Genomic DNA, 21,721 nt, shown 5'->3' on the forward strand with positions numbered 1-21,721 from the left:
TCTCTCAGACCGCGGGCAATCTCACCGTGACCCGCGCGCCGCCGAGCGGTGCATCGTCGATCGTGATTGTGCCGCCGTGCTGCTCGGCGATGGCCCTGACCATCGAGAGCCCGAGACCCAGGCCACCGGAATCGCGTGCGCGGCCGTCGTCGAGACGGGTGAAGCGGTCGAACACGCGCTCGCGGTCTTCGGGCGGGATGCCGGGTCCGTCGTCGTCGACGACGAGCTCGACGATGCCCGACTCGCTGTCGTTGTGGAGCTCGATCGCGACCTGCGTGCGAGCGTGCCGATCGGCGTTGTCGAGCACGTTCCGCGTCATCCGCGACAGCTGCTCCCGACGCCCATGGACGCGCCCCGCGGACACCCGGGTTGTGTCGATCGGCACGTGGTGGCCGCGCAGGGCCTCGTCGAGCACCAGCTCGTCGAGGTCTACCTCGGGCAATGACTCGACCGGGGTCCCGCCTTCGATCTCGTCGATGCGCGCGAGCTCGAGCAGCTCGGACACGGTGTCTTCCATCCGCGCGTCTTCGGCAAGCACTCGCCCGGCGACGGCGGCCCAGTCGGCGCGATCCGTGTTGCGCAGCGCGACTTCCACGTTCGTTCGGATCGACGCGAGCGGGCTGCGCAGCTCATGGGACGCGTCCGACACGAACTGACGCTGGCGTTGCGATGATTCCTCGAGTCGTCCGAGCATCGCATTCATCGTGCGCGCAAGGCGGCCGACTTCGTCGTCGGTATCGGGTTCGGGCACGCGCCGATGGATCGTGGAGCCCGTGATCGACTCGGCCTCCACGCGGATCGCTTCGACCGGTCGCAACGCGCGCCCCGCGAGGTACCACACGGCCAGAGCCACAAGGGCAACGAGTGCCGGCACCGCGAACCACATGATGTGCGTGAGCTTCTCGGTGGTGCTGTCCACTTCGGCCAGTGACCGTTGCGCGACGACCGTGACGTTCCCGGCGGCGGTCTGGATCACCACACGCGAATCGAGGTAGCCCTCGCGATGAGGCGGCGGAACCCGGACCGGGTGGAATCGGCCGTCGATACCGAGTACATAGGCGCGCTGGTACTCGTTGGCTTGCGCATCGTTCTGTTCGAGTGCTGCCGCGAGCTCCTCGAGTTGCGCGTCCTGTGTCGATTCGATCTTGTTCACCAGATTGCTGTGGACGACCTTCACAAGGCCGAACGCAGCGGCGCTCAACGCGATCGCGAACACGAGCGTCGCCACGAACGTGAGGCGCACGCGCACGGTACGTGGCCACCATGCGCGGCGGGTGGCCGTGACTTCGATGGCCATCATTCGTCGCCGACCAGGCGGTATCCGGCGCCGCGGACGGTCTCGATGCTCTCGGTGCCGAACGGCTGGTCGATCTTCTTGCGCAAGTAGCCGACATAGACCTCGACGACGTTTGGATCGCCCTGGAAGTCGATACCCCACACGTGGTCGAGGATGTCGGCTTTCGACGCGACGTTGCCGTCCTTGCGCATCAGGAACTCGAGCAGCGCGAACTCGCGCGCGGTCAGCCGGATGTCGGTGCCGTTCCGTCGCGCGCGCCGGGAGCCGGGATCGAGCTCGAGCGTCCCGACCCTCAGCACGTTGGGTCGAGGTGGCGCGCCACGGCGGATGAGTGCGCGCAACCGAGCCAGCAGCACGACGAACGAGAAGGGCTTCGAGAGGAAATCGTCGGCGCCGGTGTCGAGCGCCTCAGCTTCGTCGTACTCGCCGTCCTTCGCGGTGAGGATCAGGATCGGCGTCCACACACCTTCGTCGCGCAACGTTCGACATACCTTGTAGCCGTGCATCCCGGGCAGGAGCACGTCGAGCACGATCGCGTCGTACGACCCTTCCCGGCCGCGCCAGAGTCCGTCATGACCGTTGTGCACGACGTCGACGTCGAAGCCTTCGGCAGTGAGGCCGTCGGCGATCGCAGCCGCGAGGTGTTCCTCGTCCTCGACGACCAGGAGGCGCATAGGCTGAATTGTGCCGGGTGGCGCCATGTGCCGCGGCGCGACCCCTCAGGTGTCTCTCAGGGGCGCCAAACAGCGGCTATCCTGACAACAGCGAGCCAAGACCTTCGCTCGCGGGTCAATCCTCACCGCTTCGTCCTTCGCGTCGATGCCGTCTCGATGGTGCAGCACCGAGTATCGACCCACCGCCCTTGCGATCAGCCGCGGCGGGCACCATCAAGACCCCCACAACGACGACGAAAGCGAGCACTTCCCCGATGAGCACGACCTTTGCGGGGCTCGGCCTCCCGGCCGACCTCGTCACCGCCCTCGCGCGTGAGGGTATCGACGAACCATTCCCGATTCAGTCGCTCACGATCACCGACGCCCTCGCGGGGCTCGACATCTGCGGCAAGGCCAAGACCGGCTCGGGCAAGACCCTGGCTTTCGGGCTGCCGCTCCTCTGCCGTATCGGCCAGGCCGGACCGGGTCACCCCCGTGCGCTCGTGCTCGTGCCGACTCGTGAGCTGGCCAACCAGGTAACCACCGCGCTGCGCGTGCTCGGAAAGGTGAGCGACCGCAAGGTCAAGGCCGTGTACGGCGGCGTGTCGATGGACCCACAGGTCGAGGCGTTGCGCAAGGGCGTCGACGTCGTCGTCGGCACGCCGGGCCGGCTGATCGACCTGATGGAGCGGGGCGAGCTCTCGGTCGGCGAAGTCGAGGTGCTCGTCATCGACGAGGCCGACCGGATGGCCGACATGGGTTTCATGCCGCAAGTGCAGAAGATCCTCTACCGGATGCAGCAGCCGCATCAGACGATGCTCTTCTCCGCCACGCTCGACGGCGCGGTCAAGCGGCTCGTCGAGCGCTACATGGACGATCCCGTGCAGCACTCGGTCGCGGAGACCGAACCCACGGTCGAAGAGATGGAGCACCGGTTCCTCCTCGTCCACCAGATGGACAAGGTCAAGGTTCTCGCGTCGATCGCACGCGGCGTGGAACGCACGCTCGTCTTCGTGCGCACGAAGCGCGGCGCCGACCGGCTCGTGACCCAGCTCCAGCGCGAAGGTGTGCGCTCGCTGGCAATCCACGGCGACCTGCGCCAGGGGGCGCGCGAGCGGGCGCTGGCCGACTTCATCGCCGGCAAGGTTTCCGTGCTCGTCGCCACCGATGTTGCCGCGCGCGGCATTCATGTCGATGCGGTCGACGTGGTGGTGCACTACGACCCCGCCGAGGATCACAAGGCGTACCTCCACCGCTCGGGCCGCACGGCGCGCGCGGGGGAGAGCGGGGTCGCGGTCACGCTGCAACTCTGGAACCAGGAGAACGACACGCGGGTCGTCCAGCGTCGCCTCGGGCTCCAGATCCCGGTGGTGGAGGTCTTCTCCAACGACCCGCGCCTCGCTGATCTCGCGAACTGGGATCCCGCCGCCGTCCTGGCGTCCTGATCATTCGTCGCTCGCTGCGGCGCAGGGTACCTGCGCCGCGCACGCTCGCTCCTGGCGAGCGACTCGGCTCGCTCCGCTCGCTCGTCGCCGCGTCCGATTCGGCACAAAACGGGTGGGGAATCGTCGACCCGCGTGCCACGATGGGTGCATGAGCCGAATCTCGCGTCGTGTCGCCGCCATCACCGAGTCCGCCACGCTCGCGGTCGACGCGAAGGCCAAGGCGCTCCAGGCAGCAGGCGAGGACGTGATCGGGTTCGGTGCCGGGGAGCCCGACTTCCCCACGCCCGCGCACATCGTGGACGCCGCGCTCGCTGCGTGTCGGCGTATCAGCGACCATCACTACACGCCCACGGGCGGTTTGCCGCAACTCCGTGCCGCGATCGCGGCCAAGACGCTGCGCGACTCGGGGTATGTCGTCGAGCCGCAGCAGGTCGTCGTCACGAACGGCGGGAAGCACGCGGTGTACAACGCGTTCCAGACGCTCCTCGACCCCGGCGACGAAGTGTTGCTTCCGGCGCCCTACTGGACGACCTATCCGGAGTCGATCGCGCTCGCAGACGGCATTCCGGTGGTGTTGCCCACCACGGAAGCCACGGGGTTCCGTGTCGCCGTCGAGCAGCTCGACGCGGCATGGACGCCCCGCACCAAGGCGCTGCTGTTCGTTTCACCGAGCAACCCGACCGGCGCGGTATACCCACCCGAAGAAGTCGATGCGATCGGTCGGTGGGCCGTCGAACGCGGTGTCTGGGTGATCACCGACGAGATCTACGAGCACCTCACGTACGGCAACCATCGATTCACGTCGATGCCGGTCCTCGTCCCCGAGCTCGCCGACACGTGCGTGGTGCTCAACGGCGTCGCCAAGACGTACGCGATGACCGGGTGGCGTGTCGGCTGGCTCATCGCGCCGCCCGACGTGAGCGTCGCCGCGGTGAACCTGCAGTCGCACCAGACATCGAATGTCGCCAACGTCTCGCAGCGCGCCGCGCTCGCGGCGGTGGGCGGCGACCTCGCGGCCGTGGCGGAGATGCGGGCCGCCTTCGAGCGGCGCGGCCGCGTCATGCACGAGATGCTCGTGGCGATTCCCGGCGTCACCTGCCTCGAACCGGAAGGTGCCTTCTACTGCTTCCCGTCGTTCGAAGGGGTGCTCGGGCGCGAGCTCGCGGGTGGCACGCCCACCTCCAGCCTCGAACTGTGTGAGCTCCTGCTCGATGAGGCCAAGGTCGCGGTGGTGCCCGGAGAGGCGTTCGGTGCGCCGGGGTACGCCCGGCTCTCGTTCGCGTTGGGCGACGCCGCGCTGGTGGAGGGAGTCGAGCGCATCGCCAAGCTGCTCGGTGGGCGCAGCACCGACGTCTAGTGTCGGTTTGATGCAACGCGTTCTCGTTACCGAACGGCTCGCGGAGAGCGGGCTGGAAGCGATGTCGGCCGCAGGGCTGGAGGTCGACGTGCGGCTCGGGCTTTCGCCGAAGGAGGTGCTCGACGCGGTACGTGGGGCGTCGGCGCTGGTGATCCGCAGCGCCACGCAGGTGACGGCGGAGGTGCTCGAGGCCGGCGACGAGCTGATCGTGGTCGGCAGGGCCGGGATCGGTGTCGACAACATCGACATCGAAACCGCCACCCGCCGCGGCGTCATGGTGGTGAACGCGCCGAACTCCATCGCCCTCGCGAACGCGGAACACACGATGGCGATGCTCCTCGCGATTGCCCGCAACATCCCGCAGGCCAACCGCGATCTCCACCACGGTGAGTGGAACAAGGACAAGTGGGAGGGCGTCGAGCTGAACGGCAAGACGCTCGGCATCGTCGGGCTGGGTCGGATCGGCGTGCTCGTCGCCCAGCGCGCTCACGCGTTCGGCATGCAGATCATCGCCCGCGAGAACTACGTGAGCGAGGAGCGCGCCCGGCAGCTCGGGGTCACGCTGGTCGGCTCGCTGGAGGAGCTGTTCCGCCAAGCCGACTTCGTGACGGTGCTCGAACGCAAGACCCCCGAGACGATCGGGCTGATCTCGGGCGACGTCCTCCGTCACGCCAAGCCCACGTTGCGCATCATCAACACCGCCCGCGGCGGGCTCATCGACGAGAACGCGCTCACCGACGCGATCCGCGAGGGGAGAGTCGCCGGTGCCGCGCTCGACGTGTTCGAGACGGAACCACTCACCACCTCGCCGCTGTTCGAGCTCGACTCCGTGGTGGTCACACCCCACCTCGGCGCGTCGACGAGCGAGGCGCAGGACAAGGCGGGTCAGACCATTGCCGAGCAGGTCCTGCTTGCGCTGCGCGGAGAGTTCGTTCCGTTCGCGGTGAACCTCGCTGCGGCGGAAGCGAGCGCGACGGTGCAGCCGTTCATGCCGCTGGCGGAGCGGCTCGGAGGGCTGTTCACCGCGTTGGCCGGGGGGCTCGTCGACACCCTCGAGATCAGCTACGAGGGGGAGATCGCCGGGTACGACTGTCGCGTCCTGACGCTCGCGATCCTGAAGGGCGTGCTCGGCCCCGCCACCGACGAACCGGTGACGTTCGTGAATGCGCCGCAACTCGCGTCTGAGCGCGGTCTGGTCGTGCGCGAGACGACTTCGTCGGAGGCACGCGACTACGTGAACCTCATCGAGCTCCGCGGGCACACCGCCAACCGGAGCACGCACGTCGCGGGCACGCTGTACGGCAAGCAGGACGCGCCGCGGATCGTCGCGATCGACGACCACATCGTCGACATCCCGCCGTCCAGTTACATGCTCGTGGTCCACAATGCCGACAAGCCCGGCATGATCGGCCGCGTTACGACGATCGTCGGCATCGACAACGGCATCAACATCGACGAGCTCAAGGTGGGCCGCGGGCCTACGGGAGACGCGGCGTTGATGGTGCTCTCTACGTCCACGCCGGTGTCGGCAGAGGTCGTGGAACAGGTGCGGGCGCAGGACGGCGTCGTCGACGCGCAGGCGATCGAACTGACCTAGCGACGTCAGCGCTTGGCGGGGCGCAGGCCGTCGATCTCCGCGGCTTCCGGGGAGATGTAGCAACGATCGGCGTTCGTGCGGTCGTAGTTCGCTCCGCCCGGCACGTGGAAGATCCCGCTCGCCAGCTTCGCCTTCACGGGATGCGAGGCCGGGCACGTACCGCCGTCAGCCTCGACCCACGAAGTATCCGGTTTCGGGGGCTCGTTGCTCGGAGTGGGAACCGCGTTGTGCGGTTGCGGCGGGTACGGGAAGGGCTGGGGGTCCCACGTGACGCCGGTGTCGATCTTGCGGCGCTCGTAGGCGCGCCACACGGCATAGCCGGCGGCGCTGAGCGCGCCGAGACCGAGCAGACGCTTGAGGAAGGTCTTCATCGCCATGATTCTCCCACGTGATCGCCGAATGAGTTGACTCGACGCGCTCGCGCCTGGCAGACTGACTATTCCATGACGAAAGAACTGCGCACCCAGAGCCTGCTCCTTATCTAGCTGCGAGCACCCCCCAGTGCTCGCGGACGCCTCCTCGTGCCTTTTGGGCCGGGGAGGCTTTTCGTTGCCCGAGAACACGAGGAAGCGAGCGTCTCATGCCCGAGCATGTGAAGATCTTCGATACGACCCTGCGAGACGGCGAGCAGTCGCCGGGGATCTCCCTCGACGTGGGGGAGAAGCTCGAGATCGCAGAGCAGCTCGCCCGACTCGGGGCCGACGTGATCGAGGCCGGCTTCCCGATCGCGAGCCAGGGTGACTTCGAGGCGGTCGAGGCCATCGCCAAGGCCGTGCAGGCCACCACGATCGCGGGTCTCTCGCGCACCGCTTTCCAAGACGTCGACCGGGCCTGGGAGGCCGTGCGCCACGCGGAGAAGCCCCGTATCCACATCTTCATCGCGACGTCGGCGATCCACATGAAGAAGAAGCTCCGAATGACCGAGGACCAGGTGAAGAAGGAGACGGCGGCGGCGGTCGGGCGCGCCTCCGGCTACTGCAAGGACGTCGAGTTCTCACCCGAGGACGGCAGTCGCTCCGACGCCGACTTTCTCGTCGAGGTGTGCCAGCTCGCTGTCGACAACGGCGCGACCACCCTGAACATCCCTGACACCGTCGGATACGGCGTACCCGAGGAGTACGCCGAGCTCATCCGCTACGTGATCGAGCGCGTCCGCGGCGAGTTCATTGTGTCGACGCATTGCCACAATGATCTCGGCCTCGCGGTCGCGAACTCGTTGGCGGGCGTCGCAGCCGGTGCGCGCCAGGTTGAGTGTGCGATCAACGGCCTTGGCGAGCGCGCCGGCAACGCCGCGCTCGAGGAAGTCGTGATGGCGTTGCGCACGCGCAGTGACTACTTCGGCAACGTCGAGACGACCGTCTGTACCGAAGAGCTGGCGCGTACGTCGCGCCTCGTCGCGCGGCTCACCGGATACCCAGTGCAGTACAACAAGGCGATCATCGGCCGCAACGCGTTCGCGCACGAAGCCGGTATCCATCAGCACGGCGTGCTCGAGGATCGCGAGACCTACGAGATCATCGACGCGTCCACGGTCGGGCAGGAGGCGGCGCAGATCGTGCTCGGCAAGCACTCGGGCCGTCACGCGTTCACGGACACGCTCGAGAAGATCGGTCTGCACGTACAGGGCGACGCGCTGAACCAGGCCTTCGTGCGGTTCAAGGAGCTAGCCGACCGCAAGGTGCAGATTACGGAGGCCGACCTCGAGGCGATCGTCGCCGAGGAGCTCGGACTGGGCGTCGTGCACCGGTACACCATCGTGAGTCTCGAGTTGCGCGGCGGGACTGTCGCCACGCCGAGCGCGACCGTCGTGCTCACCGATGGTAGCGAAAAGATCGAGAGCGAGGGTTCGGGCAACGGGATGATCGACGCCGCCATCGACGCCATCTCACGCGCAACCGGCATCTCGGGGACAGTGCTCGATTTCAAGGTGTCGTCGGTCACCGGCGGCGGGGATGCGCTCGGCGACGTGGTGATACAGCTCGAGACCGACGGGATCAAGGCCTCCGGCCGTGGTGTCGCCACCGATGTTGTCGAGGCCTCGGCGCGCGCCTACCTCAGCGCGGTCAACAAGATCGTGCGGTTGCGCGAGCGGCCGGACCGTCGCCAGGTCGAAGAGGTGGGACCCTGACCGACGAGCCGGCGATCGTCGGCCAGGCCCGCCGGCGAGCGACCGAGCTCGGCTTCGACCTGTCGAGTGAGCCCGGCGTGGGCGCGCTGCTGGCGGCACTCGCCGCCGCCGCGCCGTCGGATGCACGGGTCTGCGAGCTCGGAACCGGCGCGGGCGTCGGACTCGCGTGGATCGTGCACGGGCTCGGTGAGCGCGCTGATGCCTTGGTGTACACGGTGGACACGAACCAGGAGATGCTCGCGACGGTCGCGACGGCAGGGTGGCCCGGGTACGTCGAATTCGTCTGCGACGACGGGGCGCACGCAGTACAGGAATTCGCCCCCCTCGACCTCGTGTTCGCCGACGCGCCTGGAGGCAAACTCGACGGGCTCGACGCCACGATCGCCGCGCTCGCGCCCGGTGGCGTGCTCGTCGTCGACGACATGGATCCGTCGCTGCACGCCGACGACGGCTACCTGGAACCGCTCGCCGCGGTGCGCGAGCGGCTCTTGGGCGATCCGGCGCTCGTTGCCGCCGAGCTCGACTTCGCGAGCGGTGTGATCGTGGCGACCAAGCGGCCCGCGTGAGCAACTGCCCGGTGATCGACTGATGGCCCGTGAACAGCGGCTCGTGTTCGGCGAGGTCGCAGAGCAGTACGACCGCGCTCGTCCGACCTATCCCGCTTCGCTGGTCGACGACGTCGTCGCCTACGCAGGGCTCCAGGATGGTGATCGACTGCTCGAGGTGGGCTGTGGGACGGGCAAGGCCACCGTGCTGTTCTCGGCGCGGGGCTTCCGCGTAGTGGCGTTGGAGCCTGACCCCGGCATGGCCGCCGTCGCGCGCCGGAACTGCGTCACGTTACCGGTGACGGTCGAGACCACGTCCTTCGAGAGCTGGACCGAACCAGGCCGGACGTTTCGCGCGCTCCTCGCCGCGCAGTCGTGGCACTGGATGCGCGCGGACGTGCGGCTGCCCAAGGCCCACGCGCTGCTCGACCCGGGTGGGGCGATTGCGTTGTTCTGGAACCAACCCGACTGGCCCGACTCGCCGCTACACCAGGCCATCGACGCCGTATACGGTCGGGTCGCTCCCGGTTTCGGCGACCGCACGCCGGGGAAGTCACCGCTGCTCGATGCCCGTGGACTCGGCATCGACGAGCTCGCGTCGTCACCGCTCTTCGGCGACGTCACTGCTGTCGACCGCGCTTGGGATGCCGCCTACGACGCTCGTACGTATGTCGAGCTGCTCGACACGCAATCCGGTCACCGGATGCTCCCGACCGAGGTGCGCGCCCGGCTGTACGACGGGATCCGCGACACGATCGAGGCTTCTGGCGGGACCATGACGGTCCGGTACGTCACGGATCTCTACCTCGCGCGCCGCGCCGGCTGATGGACGCCGACGAGATGCGTCGGCGGTTCGCGTCGGCGTCCCTCGCTCGACTGGGCTCGGTGCGACCCGACGGCCGTCCGCACTTGGTGCCCATCTGCTTCACCCTCGACGGCGACACGATCGTCTCTGCAGTCGACGACAAGCCGAAGCGCACGATGCAGCTGCGACGTCTCGACAACGTGCGCGCGTATCCGGCCGTCAGCCTGCTGGTCGACCACTACGACGACGACTGGACGCAGCTCTGGTGGGTCCGCGTCGACGGGACCGCGAGGGTGCTCGAGGCGGGCACCGCGCGCGCGCGCGCGATCGACCTGCTTGCCGCGAAGTACGCGCAGTACCGCGCCCTTCGTCCGGAGGGCCCGGTGCTCGAGATCGCGGTCGAGGCGTGGCGGGGCTGGTCGGCGAGGTGACTACGGAATCAGAGCGGCGGACCCGCGCACGCGGCCGGTAGCGTCTCGCCTCGTGCCACCGCTGATCGAGGGCAAGGGTCTGACCAAGCGCTTCGACGACTTCGTCGCGGTCGACGCCGTCGACTTCGCGGTGGAGGAAGGGGAGTGTTTCGGGTTCCTCGGGCCGAACGGGGCCGGGAAGACGTCGACGATGCGCATGATCGGGTGCGTCTCACCCGTGACTGACGGCGAACTGCGGGTGTTCGGGCTCGATCCGAGCGTTGATGGGTCGAAGATCCGGGCGCGGCTCGGTGTGGTGCCCCAGGAGGACAGCCTCGACACCGAGCTCACCGTGTTCGACAACCTCCTCATCTATGGGCGCTACTTCGACCTGCCGCGTGCGGTGATCCGCGAGCGGACCGAGGAGCTGCTCGCCTTCATGCAGCTGTCGGACCGGCGCGGCGACCGTGTCGATCCGTTGTCCGGTGGCATGAAGCGCCGGCTCACGATCGCGCGGGCGTTGGTGAACCAGCCGGAGCTACTGCTCCTCGACGAGCCGACGACGGGTCTCGACCCGCAGGCGCGCCATCTGCTGTGGGAGCGTTTCTACCAACTGAAGCGGCAGGGCGTCACCACCGTGCTCACGACGCACTACATGGAAGAGGCCGAGCAGCTCTGCGACCGGCTCGTGATCATGGACGGCGGTCGCATCGTCGCCGAGGGCTCACCGCGCGAGCTCGTCGCGCGTTACTCGACGCGAGAGGTGGTGGAGCTGCGCTTTCTCGACCGCGACGCGCGCGACAAGGTGCTCCCGCGCATCACCGCCGCGGGGCACCGCGTGGAGGCGCTTCCGGATCGTGTGCTCGTCTACACCGATGACGGTGATGCAATCTCCGAGCTGGTCGCGTCCGACGGCGTGCATCCCGACTCGATGTACGCGCGGCGCGGCACGCTCGAAGACGTCTTCTTGATCCTCACCGGCCGGACGCTCGAGGACTGACGTGGAGACGAAGCGCGTCGTGCGCGTGGTCGAGCGCGAGTGGGTGGTGTGGCGACGGCTCTGGCGCGGCTCGGTGTTCTCGTACGTGTTCGCGCCACTGCTCTTCTTGGGCGCGATGGGTATCGGGCTCGGTGATCTCGTGAACAAGCACCACGGATCGGTCGACGGCCTCGATTACCTCGAGTTCATCACGCCCGGCCTGATGGCCGCGAGCGCGGTGATGCAGGCCGCGGGCGAGTCGTTGTGGCCCGTGATGGGCGGCGTGAAGTGGATGGGCACGTACCACGCGGCGGTGTCCACCCCCGTCGAGTCGGGCGACGTCTATCTCGGACAGCTCTCGTGGACCGGCGTCCGCACGGTGATGTCAGCGACGGTCTTCCTCGCGATCGCCGCAATGCTCGGCGGCGTGCCATCGTTCTGGGGCGTCTTCGCGATCCCCGCGACGGTGCTCGGCGCGCTCGCCGTCGCGGGGCCTCTCTCCGCATGGGCGATCGAGCGCGAGAGCGACGCGGCGTTCGCCGTCGTCATGCGCATCGTCGTGTTCCCGCTGTTCCTGTTCTCGGGAACGTTCTTTCCGATCAGTCGGCTCCCCGACTGGCTCGAGCCGTTCGCGCTGCTGTCGCCGCTGTATCACGCGGTCGAACTGTGCCGGGACGCGACCACAGGTACCGTCGACAGCTGGGCTGCGGTCCTCGGTCATGTCGTCGTCCTGCTCCTGTTCATCGCGTGGGGCGTGTGGCGGGGGCAACGCACCTTCAAGCGGACGCTCACCCTGTGACCGCCGGCGTCGACCTCGAGGTGCCGCCCGTTCGGGGGGCCTGGGCGCGTCGACTCGTTCCCGGCGGGATCGGGCGTGGCGCGCTCCGCGTCGTGGAGCGCAACACCACCGCGTATCGGCGCCAGTGGTACCTCTTCTTGACCGGCCTCATCGAGCCCGCGCTCTATCTCCTGTCGATCGGCATCGGCGTTGGTGGGCTCGTGGGGAAGGTGCCGGGGCCGGGTGGCGAGCCGATCGACTACAAGACGTTCGTCGCGCCCGGGCTGATGGCAGCCGCGGCGATGAACGGCGCCGTGCTCGACACCACCTTCAACTTCTTCCTCAAGTTCAAGTACGCGCACACGTTCGACGCGATGCTGGCGACGCCGCTACGAGTGCGCGACGTCGCGTACGGGGAGATGACCTGGGCGCTGCTCCGCGGCGCGCTCTACTCCGCCGCGTTCCTCGTGACGATGGTGATCGTCGGTCTGGTGCATTCGTGGTGGGCACTGCTTGCCGTGCCCGCGGGATTGCTCATCGCTGCCGCGTTCGCGGGCGCGGGCATCGGCGGTACGACGTTCATGCGGTCGTGGATCGACTTCGACTACGTGAACCTCGCGCTCATCCCTATGTTCCTGTTCTCGGGGGTGTTCTTCCCGCTGTCGCAGTATCCCGACGCGGTCCAGGTGATCGTGCGCGTCACGCCGCTGTACCAGGGTGTGGTGCTCGAGCGGTCGTTCGTCCTCGGCCACGTGGAATGGTCGCTGTTCCTGAACGCGGCGTACCTCGTGATCATGGCGTGGCTCGGCCTCCGCGTCGCCACCCGCCGCCTCACGAGGATGCTCCAGCCCTAACCCACCACGAACTTGCGTCGTCTGTGGGCGCTATACGACCTTCAGCGACGCCCGTTCGCGGGTGCGGCGGGCGTTCTTGACATTCCGGGCGAACTGGTCTCCTCTGCCGTAGCGGACGTCTTCGGCGGTGGCGACCAGTGGAAGCCACCCGATACCGACGATGGCATTGCGGCGCCTGTTGTCGCGAACGTGCGCCTGGTTACCGACGTGATACTGGTAGCTGTCGTACTCCATGGCGATCTTGAGGTCTCTGTAGACGAGATCGGGCCGCGCGAGGAAGTGTCCGGAGTCATTATGGATCGAGTATTGACGCTCGGGTTCGGGGAGTCCGTGAGCGCGCAGGACGCGCAGGAGCATCTGCTCGCGTTCACTCTCGGTGGGGAGGTACTGCGCATCCCGCTCGGCGAGCAACTCGCGAAGCACCTTGGTTCCCTTGCGTCCGCGTTTGCCGACTCGACGGAGCATTGCGCACAGCTTGTCGAAGTCGGTCAGGTCGCGGCGCAGGGCGGAGTCGATGGCCAGGTCGACGGTGAAACGGCTGCACACTCCAGCGAGGTCGAAGATGGTGCGTTCGACCGTCGTCACCGGGATGCCATCAACGGTTGAGACGTCACGACTGCTGAGTGCTGTGGTCTCGTGCACTTCGACGCCGTCGTGCCGGGCTCGGCGCCAGCGAGGACACGTGATCTCCGCGATCTCTCTGCGTCGTCCAGGTAGCTCCCAGAGCGCCGCCGCCGACCGATGCGACGCGACCGCGCGGGTTCCGCCCGCCCAGCACGCCGCGAGGAGATCACCTCTCCACGACACTGGGGCGCCCGCGATCCGATACACCAAGTCATAGAGAGACTCCCACCGGCCGGTTCGCAACCGGTGCTTACGTTCACCGAACGAGACCCCGAGTTCCTCGAGATGGTGATGTCCGAAGATGCCGTGGTGCGCTTCGGAGGTCCGGGCGATTGCGGCGTCGACGTGCGTGTTCATACATGGAGGAAGACGATCGAATCGGCGGATCATCACACACGAACCTGCGTCGTCTGTGGGCGCTCTACGACCCTGAACGACGCAGGTTCGGTGCTAGGAGGTCGGGAGCCAGCTCGCCCTGCGCGATTCGTAGGCGGAGATCTCGGAGTGTTGGCGCAACGTCAGGCCGATGTCGTCGAGGCCTTCGAGGAGGCGGTGGTGATGGAAGTCCTCGAGCTCGAAGGGCTCGTCGAGGTCGATGGCGGGGACGGCGACACGCCGGTCGAGGACGTCGATCACGATCTCGATCGTGGGGTCGTCCTCCACCGCACGCATGATGCGCGTAACGGCGTCAGCCGCCAGCGCAACGGGTAGCAGCCCGATCTTCAGGCAGTTGTTGCGGAAGATGTCGGCGAAGCTCGGCGCGATGACCGCGCGAAACCCATAGTCCTCGAGCGCCCATGGTGCGTGCTCGCGCGACGAGCCGCACCCGAAGTTGGGCCCCGCGACCAGGACCTGCGCCCCGTCGTAGTGGTCCTGGTTCAACACGAAGTCGGAGCTCTCGCGCCACTCGGAGAACAGGCCCTCGCCGAAGCCGGTGCGCTCGACGCGCTTCAGCCAATCGCTCGGGATGATCTGGTCCGTGTCGACGTTCGCACGATCCAGCGGCACCGCTCGCCCGATGATCTCTCGCACTGCTTCCATGGTCAGTCCAGGTCGGCCGGCGTGGTGAAGCGACCGGCGATCGCGGTGGCTGCGGCGATCGCCGGCGATACGAGATGCGTGCGCCCGCCCTTGCCCTGGCGGCCCTCGAAGTTGCGGTTCGACGTTGACGCGCAGCGTTCGCCCGGCTCGAGCTTGTCGGGGTTCATCGCCAGGCACATCGAGCATCCGGCTTCACGCCACTCGAACCCGGCGGCACGGAAGACCACGTCGAGCCCCTCGGCCTCTGCGGCAGCTTTCACCGCCATCGAGCCGGGCACGACGAGCGCGCGCAACCCCGGGCGCACCGTACGGTCGCGCGCCACTGCCGCCGCGGCACGCAGGTCTTCGATGCGCGAGTTGGTGCACGAACCGATGAACACGGTATCGACTTCGATCCCGCGGATGGGGGTGCCCGCCTTCAGTCCCATGTACCGGAGCGCACGAACTGCCGACTCGCGCGCGTCGGGATCGGCGAACGATTCGGGAGCCGGCACGACGTCGTCGATGTCGACGGACTGCGCGGGGTTCGTTCCCCACGTGACCGTCGGCCGGATTCCGGCGGCGTCGAGCACGATCTCCTTGTCGAAGGTGGCGTCGACATCGGTGACGAGCGACCGCCAGTCGTCGAGCGCCCGTTCCCAGTCGGCGCCCTTCGGCGCGAAGTCGCGACCTTCGAGGTAGGCGAAGGTCGTGTCGTCGGGTGCAACCAATCCCGCGCGCGCCCCTGCCTCGATCGACATGTTGCAGACCGTCATCCGGCCTTCCATCGACAAGGCGCGGATCGCAGAACCCCGGTACTCGATCACCGAACCGATACCGCCGGCCGTGCCGAGGCGGTTGATGATCGCGAGCACGACGTCCTTCGCCGTGACACCTGCCGCCAGCGAACCCTCGACGGTGACCGCCAGCGTCGACGGCCGCGATTGCGGGAGTGTCTGCGTGGCGAGCACGTGCTCGACCTCGCTCGTGCCGATTCCGACCGCGAGCGCGCCGAACGCGCCGTGCGTGGACGTGTGGCTGTCGCCGCACACGATCGTCATCCCGGGCTGCGTGAGGCCCTGTTCGGGACCGATCACGTGCACGATCCCCTGGCCCGGCTGGCCCATCGCGTACAGCCGGATGCCGAACTCCTCGCAGTTGCGCGCCAGCACCTGCATCTGCTTCGCCGAGATCGGGTCGCGCACCGGTTGGTGGATGTCGGTGGTGGGCACGTTGTGGTCCATCGTCGCGACGGTCAGGTCGGGACGGCGCACCGTGCGGCCCGCCATCCGGAGACCGTCGAAGGCTTGCGGCGACGTCACCTCGTGCACCAGGTGCAGGTCGACGTAGAGGAGATCGGGCTCGCCGTCGGCGCGATGGACGACGTGGCGCTCCCAGACCTTCTCGGAAAGCGTCTGCTGCATGCGTCGATTCTGCCAGGCCGGGAGAGCGTGGGTCGCAACAAGAGCGCTGGGCACCGACCACGATCGACGCCGGTACCATCTCGACGGCGCAGGAGGTGTCCAGCGTGGGAGCAGACGTCGTTCTCGTAGGTCTCGACGGCGCGGATCGCACCGAGGTCGCGCGCCTCGCCGACGAGGGTCACCTGCCCGTGATCGCCGGCCTGCGTGCGCAGGGGCGGTGGGGCAGCGTGAACGCGTTCGACGGCCTGGGCGACGACGCCGCGTGGTCGTCGTTCGCCACGGGCACGACGCCCGGTCGCCACGGACGACACTTCTACCGTCACTACCGCCCGGGTACGTACGACTGGGTGCCGTCCAGCCGCGACGACATTCGGGGGGATCCGTTCTGGGACACGCTCGCGGCGCGCGGTCACCGATTCGCCGTGCTCGACGTCCCGAAGGCGCCGATCGGCAGACACGCGGAGAACCTCGTCGTCGCCGATTGGATGAGCCACGGTGCCCACGAACTGCTCGCCACGTGTCATCCCGCTCCGATCTGGGGCGAGCAACTCGCCGGTTGGCTGGATCGTGACGAGACCACGTGGGACTGTCACGACGCCGGCTCCGACGACGACTTCGTCTCGAGCCTCCGCCAGCACGCTGCACTTCGTACTGACTTCGCGATCGATGTGCTCCAGCGCGCGCACTGGGACGCGATCGTCGTTGTCTTCTCCGAGACGCATTGCTCAGGACATCTCCTCTGGGACCGGTTCGACCGAGTCGAAGACGTGTACCGCGCGGTCGACGCGCAACTGGGCAGGCTTCTCGACGCGGCAGGCGCCGCGAGCACCGTGATCGCGTTTTCATTGCTCGGCATGGGGCGGCACTACTCGAGTGCGCAACTCGCCGACGCGGTGCTCGAGCGCCTCGAGCCGGCATCAACCCGAGCGGAACTACCGTTGACGCGGCGCGGCCTCGACGCGGTGCGTGCGCGCATCCCGCGCGCGGTACGCGACCGCATCCCGGCACGGGTCCGGCGCGTGGCGTCGAACTCGCGCGACCGCGAGTTCGGTCAACGACGGTTCTGGCGCGTCCCCACCGACCTGCCCCACACGCCGATCCGGGTCAACGTGATCGGACGGGAGCCCTACGGGAAGGTCGCGCCCGGCGCAGAGCTCGACGCGTTGCGCGACGAGCTGCGCTCCGAGTTCCTCGCTCTCGTCGAACCTGGGACCGGCCGGCGGCTCGTGCGGGACGTGATCGTCGCTCGCGAGGCGTACCCGGGCGGCGCCCCGGAAGACTTCGCCGACCTCTCCGTCGTCTGGGACCGTACGCAGGCGCTCGCGTCGGCGAGCTCGCCCCGGGTCGGCGAGCTCCATGTCGTGCCCGACGCGTGGCGCCCCGGTGAGCACCGCGACGGCGGTTGGCTGGCTGCTTCCGGTCCGGGTATCGCGCACGGGATCCTCGACGAGCCGGCGTCGGTCCTCGACTTCGCGTCGACGGTGGCTTGTCTCGTCGGCGCGTCGTTCGACCGTGAGGGCAGCGCGATCCCGGGCTTGGTACGACCTGCGAGCGCTCAGACGGTGGTGGGTTCCACGCTGAACGCAGACCAGAGCTCGGCGTAGCGTCCGCCGAGCTCGATCAGCTCGTCGTGGCCGCCCTGCTCGATGATCTGCCCGCCGTCGACCACGATGATCCGATCGGCGCCGCGCGCGGTGGGAAGCCGGTGGGCGATGAGCAACGTGGTTCGACCGGACGCGACGAGACCCATCGCCCGCTGGACCCGGGCTTCGGTGCTCAGGTCGAGGTTCGCGGTTGCCTCGTCGAGCAGCAGGATCGACGGGTCGACGAGCAGCGCGCGCGCCAGGCAGATGAGCTGGCGTTGCCCGGCCGAAAGTGATCGTCCGCGCTCGGTGACCGGATGCACGTAGCCGCCGGGCAACTCGGCCACGAAGTCGTGAGCGCCCACCGCCGTCGCTGCCTGCTCCACCTCGGCGTCGGTCGCGTCAGGCCGCCCGTAGGCGATGTTGTCGCGGATCGTGCCGGAGAACAGGAACGGTTCCTGCGGCACGTACCCGAGCCGCCGGCGGTAGGCGCGCAGGTCGAGCTCGGTAATCGGCGTGCCGTCGATCAGGACCCGGCCTGACGTGACGTCGTAGAAGCGCGCCACGAGCTTCACGATCGTCGACTTCCCTGCGCCGGTCTCGCCCACCAGCGCCACGGTCTCGCCCGGTGTGACGGTGAGGTCGATGCCGTGCATGATCTCGACGCCGGTGTTCGGATAGCCGAAGTGCACGTTTTCGAGGGTGATCGCGCCGGCGACGCGGCCAGGCTCGATCGGTTGCTCGGCGTCGGGCGTGGACACCTCGGTGTGCATGAGCTCGTTGATCTTCGTCATCGACGCGAGGGCCGACTGCCATTGGTCGAACACTTGCGACAGCTGCTGGATCGGCGCGAAGAACTGGTCGAGGAACAGGATGAATGTGAGCACGGTGGCACTGGTGATAACGCCGTCTTGTACGAGCGTGCCGCCGTACCCGAACACGATCGCGTCCGCGCATGTAGAGAGGAACATGATAAGCGGGAAGTAGAACGACTGGATTCGCTGCGTGGTGACACGGGCGTTCAGGTACTCGCCGGTGGTGCTGCGGAACGAGTCGATGTTCTTGTCTTCGCGCACATACGCCTGCGCGACCCGCACGCCTGAGATGTTCTCCTGGAACTCTGCATTGACGCTCGAGATGGCTTCGCGCGCACGCGTATACGCGCGAGAGGACACGCGACGGAACCACACGGTCGCGATGATGAGCGGTGGAAGGATCGCCATCACCGCGAGGGTGAGCTGCCACGACAGGATCGCCAGGACGATCAGCACCCCGACGAAGCTCATGATGCTGACCAGCGCCTGGATGATGCCGGTCTGGAGGAGGTTGGAGAACGCGTCGACGTCGGTGGTCATACGGGTCATGATGCGACCCGCCATCTCCCGGTCGTAGTAGTCGAGCGCGAGCCGTTGCAGATGCGAGAAGATCCGGATGCGCAACGCGTAGAGCAGCCGCTCCGCGGTGCGGCCCGTGTAGCGCGTGTACGTCCACGTGAGCAGCCAGTCGGCAGTGACGGTGAGGAAGAAGAACGCGGACGCGATGAACAGCACCTTTTCCGAACCCTGGAGCACGCCGTTCTGCAGGCCGCGCTGGACGAGCAGGGGGCCGGCGAGCGTGACGAGCGTGTCGGCCACGATGAGGCCGAAGCCGATGAGCAGCTGTTTGCGGTAGGGGCGAACGAAGCGCCGGAGCCGGAAGGTCTCGTGCTTGTTCGCCTCCGCCGCGACGTCGACGTCGGGAAGGTCGTCGGCAGGCGGGAGCGCCTCCACCGCGGCCAGGAGTTCGGGCGTGATCTGGAGCGCGCCCGCCCGGCCCGCGCCCATGCCACCGCCCCCCCCGCCCCCGCCTCCGCCCCGCCCGCCGCCGCCGAGGACGGGGGCGACGGAGACGAAGGCCCGGGCGCCGTTGCCGTTGGAATCGTCGCGGCGCCAGAGGTCGGGGGTGACGCCGCCCGCAGCGACGAGCTCCTCGATCGCGTCGGCCTCGGCGTCTTCGCCCGGTCCCGAAAGCAGGGCGCGGTAGCGCGCCGAGGTGGCCATGAGCTCCTCGTGCGTACCGTCCTCGACCGCGTGACCGCGCTCCATCACGACGATCCGCTCGGCGAGGCGAAGTGTGGAGCGCCGGTGCGCAATGAGGATGGTGGTGCGGTGCTCCATGATCTCGCGCAATGTTGCGTGGATCTGCTCCTCGGTGCGCGCGTCGATCGACGACGTCGCGTCATCGAGAACGAGGACGCGCGGATCGGTGAGCACGGCGCGCGCGATCGCGATGCGTTGCCGTTGCCCGCCCGAGAGTGTGAGCCCGCGTTCACCGACCACCGTGTCGTATCCGTCGGGCAACGCGGCGATGAAGTCGGACGCGCCGGCGACCTGCGCAGCGCGTCGGACGTCGTCGTCGGTGGCGTCGGGGCGCCCGTACGCGATGTTGTTCCGCACCGAGTCGGAGAACAGGAAGGCGTCCTCGAAGACGACCCCGACCTCTCGCCGGAGCGAATCGAGCGTGACGTCGCGCACATCCACGCCGTCGATCTTGATCGCACCCTCTTGCACGTCGTAGAAGCGCGGGAGCAGCAGGCTCACCGTCGACTTGCCCGAACCCGACACACCGACGAGTGCGACGGTCTCGCCGGGGGCGACACGCAGCGAGAAGTCGGAGAGCACTGGTTCCGAGCGCAGGTAGCCGTAGTTGACGTGCTCGACGACGACCTCGCCCGCTGCGGCGACGAGCCGCGGCGCGCCCGGCTTCTCCTTCACCACCGGGTTCGAGTCGAGGATCTCGAAGATCCGCTCCGCCGCGGCGCGCGTCTGCTGGGACACCGCGATGATGTTGGCCATCATGCGCACCGGTGCGAGCAACTGCGCGAGATAGGTGGCGAAAGCGAGGAAGGTACCGAGAGTGATCTCGCCCTGGATGGCGAGGTAACCGCCGAACGCCAGTACGCCGACTTGGCCGAACGACGGGATGGCAGCGAGGAGCGACGAGTACTTCGCCTGGATCCGGATGTTGCGGACGCGTGACTGGTAGAGATTCTCGGCGACGTCGGCGAGCGAATCGATCTCGCGGTCCTCCTGACCGAATCCCTTCACGACTCGGACACCGCTGACGGCTTCGTCGACCACGCCGGCAACCTCACCGGCACGCTGGAGTGCGTCCCACTGCGCCGGGTACATCTTCTTGCGCAACCGCAGCGACACGAAGAGCAGCGCAGGCACGGTCAAGACGGTCACCAGGGTGAGCAGCGGCGACATCCAGAGCATGAAGAACAGCGACAGCAGGAGGAGGACGACGTTGCCGGTGAGCATCGGCATGAAGTTGAGGAGTTGCTGCACGAGCTGGAGGTCGGAGCTCGCGCGCGACACGAGCTGGCCGGTTGGCAGTTCGTCGTGCCGTGCGAAGTCGAGGCGCTGGAGGCGTTCGAACAACGCGTTGCGCAGGTCGTTCTGCACGTCGATGCCGTAGCGCCCGCCGTAGTACCGCCGGATGTACTGGAAGAGGAAGTTCACTGCAGCGAGCCCGACGAGCAGGACCAGCAGCGGTCCGACCGGCTCGGTCTGTGTGGTGATCGTGTTGTCGAAGATCGCGCGCTGTACGAGCGGCAGGATCGATGTGATGACCTGGCCGAGGATCGCGACACCGAAGGCGATCAAGACTCCACGCTTGTGGCGTACCAGGAATGGCCACAACTTCCGGATCCAGCCCGGTTCGATCGCCGCCTTCATCGTGTGGCGCTGACTCCCATACCATCGGCTCGCTTGGTGTGAGCTCGTTCGCCTTGCGCGGTGAGGGCGCCGGCGAGCTGGTCGAGGGCGTCCTCGATCACCGACGTGTCGCGGACGTCGGCCAGGAGGGCGTCGAGCTTCTCGCGCATCGCGCGCTCCGCGACCTGGAGCGCCGCGCGTCCCGCCGAAGTGATGGTGAGCCGAACCGCCCGACGGTCGCCGTCGACCGACGTGCGGTCGACCATGCCGTTGGTGACCAGCGTCTCGACCGCGGCCGACACCGTGGGGCGGGCCAGCGCCAGCTGCCCGGCGAGGCTGCTGGCGCGCTCCTCACCGCGAACGATCAGCGCGAGCAGGCGGTACTGGGGAAGGGTCAGGTCGGCGCACGCCCGTTCCAGCTCACGCACGACCCAAACCAGGGTGAGGATGTCCCGGTCTTGCTCCGTGTGCTCGCTCACGCTGAGAGCATAGCGAACAGTTCGGGAAGCTAACTGTTACCTTCC

At 67.9% G+C, this 21,721-nt stretch carries 19 protein-coding genes; 11 read left to right on the plus strand and 8 right to left on the minus strand.

Annotated features, from left to right (window positions below; translation table 11 throughout):
* Positions 1-4: 4 nt before the first annotated feature.
* Both WD271_00435 and WD271_00440 read right to left on the minus strand, forming a co-directional pair.
* On the minus strand, positions 5-1,297 hold the full coding sequence (locus tag WD271_00435) for a HAMP domain-containing sensor histidine kinase (protein ID MEX1006294.1): 1,293 nt from the start codon (positions 1,295-1,297) through the stop codon (positions 5-7).
* Positions 1,297-1,971, minus strand: a complete 675-nt coding sequence (locus tag WD271_00440; GenBank protein ID MEX1006295.1) for a response regulator transcription factor — start codon at positions 1,969-1,971, stop codon at positions 1,297-1,299. Before WD271_00440 ends, WD271_00435 begins: the two co-directional genes overlap by 1 nt.
* Positions 1,972-2,225: 254 nt before the next feature.
* Here WD271_00440 and WD271_00445 point away from each other — a divergent pair, with 254 nt between their 5' ends.
* The 3 genes from WD271_00445 (at position 2,226) to serA (ending at position 6,349) form a co-directional block, all read left to right on the plus strand.
* Entirely contained in the window at positions 2,226-3,395 is a 1,170-nt protein-coding gene (locus WD271_00445) for a DEAD/DEAH box helicase (protein ID MEX1006296.1), read from the plus strand.
* A gap of 148 nt (positions 3,396-3,543) precedes the next feature.
* Positions 3,544-4,752 carry a pyridoxal phosphate-dependent aminotransferase gene (locus tag WD271_00450; protein MEX1006297.1) on the plus strand — a complete coding sequence of 403 codons (1,209 nt, stop codon included), beginning with the start codon at positions 3,544-3,546 and terminating at the stop codon, positions 4,750-4,752.
* A gap of 10 nt (positions 4,753-4,762) precedes the next feature.
* Positions 4,763-6,349, plus strand: a complete 1,587-nt coding sequence (serA, locus tag WD271_00455) for a phosphoglycerate dehydrogenase (GenBank protein MEX1006298.1) — start codon at positions 4,763-4,765, stop codon at positions 6,347-6,349.
* Positions 6,350-6,354: 5 nt separating this feature from the next.
* On the opposite strand, the gene WD271_00460 is transcribed toward serA, so the two are convergent.
* Entirely contained in the window at positions 6,355-6,720 is a 366-nt protein-coding gene (locus WD271_00460) for a hypothetical protein (GenBank protein MEX1006299.1), read from the minus strand.
* Positions 6,721-6,929: 209 nt separating this feature from the next.
* Between WD271_00460 and WD271_00465 the strand changes: the two genes are divergently transcribed.
* The 7 genes from WD271_00465 to WD271_00495 all read left to right on the plus strand — a co-directional run bounded on the left by WD271_00465 (position 6,930) and on the right by WD271_00495 (position 12,848).
* Complete coding sequence (locus WD271_00465) at positions 6,930-8,477, plus strand: 2-isopropylmalate synthase (GenBank protein MEX1006300.1); 1,548 nt, start codon at positions 6,930-6,932, stop codon at positions 8,475-8,477.
* Between the two features lie 77 nt (positions 8,478-8,554).
* Entirely contained in the window at positions 8,555-9,043 is a 489-nt protein-coding gene (locus WD271_00470; GenBank protein MEX1006301.1) for a class I SAM-dependent methyltransferase, read from the plus strand.
* 22 nt (positions 9,044-9,065) lie between these two features.
* Positions 9,066-9,848, plus strand: coding sequence for a class I SAM-dependent methyltransferase (locus tag WD271_00475; protein MEX1006302.1), 783 nt, complete (start codon positions 9,066-9,068; stop codon positions 9,846-9,848).
* Entirely contained in the window at positions 9,848-10,258 is a 411-nt protein-coding gene (locus WD271_00480; GenBank protein ID MEX1006303.1) for a TIGR03668 family PPOX class F420-dependent oxidoreductase, read from the plus strand. Before WD271_00475 ends, WD271_00480 begins: the two co-directional genes overlap by 1 nt.
* Before the next feature lie 52 nt (positions 10,259-10,310).
* A complete protein-coding gene (locus WD271_00485) occupies positions 10,311-11,237 on the plus strand; it encodes an ABC transporter ATP-binding protein (GenBank protein MEX1006304.1) in 927 nt (308 codons plus the stop codon).
* A 1-nt stretch (position 11,238) separates the two neighbouring features.
* A complete protein-coding gene (locus tag WD271_00490; protein ID MEX1006305.1) occupies positions 11,239-12,015 on the plus strand; it encodes an ABC transporter permease in 777 nt (258 codons plus the stop codon).
* The gene (locus tag WD271_00495; protein ID MEX1006306.1) at positions 12,012-12,848 is read left to right on the plus strand and encodes an ABC transporter permease; all 837 of its coding nucleotides are present in this window, start codon (positions 12,012-12,014) and stop codon (positions 12,846-12,848) included. The genes WD271_00490 and WD271_00495 overlap by 4 nt, the downstream gene beginning before the upstream one ends.
* A 30-nt stretch (positions 12,849-12,878) precedes the next feature.
* On the opposite strand, the gene WD271_00500 is transcribed toward WD271_00495, so the two are convergent.
* From WD271_00500 to leuC, 3 genes are all read right to left on the minus strand, one after another.
* The gene (locus tag WD271_00500) at positions 12,879-13,829 is read right to left on the minus strand and encodes a hypothetical protein (protein ID MEX1006307.1); all 951 of its coding nucleotides are present in this window, start codon (positions 13,827-13,829) and stop codon (positions 12,879-12,881) included.
* A 93-nt stretch (positions 13,830-13,922) separates the two neighbouring features.
* Positions 13,923-14,513 (minus strand): 3-isopropylmalate dehydratase small subunit, encoded by a 591-nt coding sequence (gene leuD / locus WD271_00505; GenBank protein ID MEX1006308.1) that lies wholly within the window; start codon positions 14,511-14,513, stop codon positions 13,923-13,925.
* 2 nt (positions 14,514-14,515) lie between these two features.
* On the minus strand, positions 14,516-15,916 hold the full coding sequence (leuC, locus tag WD271_00510) for a 3-isopropylmalate dehydratase large subunit (protein MEX1006309.1): 1,401 nt from the start codon (positions 15,914-15,916) through the stop codon (positions 14,516-14,518).
* A gap of 104 nt (positions 15,917-16,020) precedes the next feature.
* Between leuC and WD271_00515 the strand changes: the two genes are divergently transcribed.
* On the plus strand, positions 16,021-17,520 hold the full coding sequence (locus WD271_00515; protein ID MEX1006310.1) for an alkaline phosphatase family protein: 1,500 nt from the start codon (positions 16,021-16,023) through the stop codon (positions 17,518-17,520).
* Here WD271_00515 and WD271_00520 read toward each other — a convergent pair.
* Together WD271_00520 and WD271_00525 are read right to left on the minus strand one after the other, a co-directional pair.
* Positions 17,472-21,218, minus strand: a complete 3,747-nt coding sequence (locus tag WD271_00520; protein ID MEX1006311.1) for an ABC transporter ATP-binding protein — start codon at positions 21,216-21,218, stop codon at positions 17,472-17,474. The genes WD271_00515 and WD271_00520 overlap by 49 nt on opposite strands.
* Positions 21,215-21,676, minus strand: a complete 462-nt coding sequence (locus tag WD271_00525; protein MEX1006312.1) for a MarR family transcriptional regulator — start codon at positions 21,674-21,676, stop codon at positions 21,215-21,217. The genes WD271_00520 and WD271_00525 overlap by 4 nt, the downstream gene beginning before the upstream one ends.
* Positions 21,677-21,721: the final 45 nt, after the last annotated feature.

It is taken from the genome of Acidimicrobiia bacterium, assembly GCA_040880805.1.
In the GTDB taxonomy this organism is placed as follows: Bacteria; Actinomycetota; Acidimicrobiia; order IMCC26256; family DASPTH01; genus DASPTH01.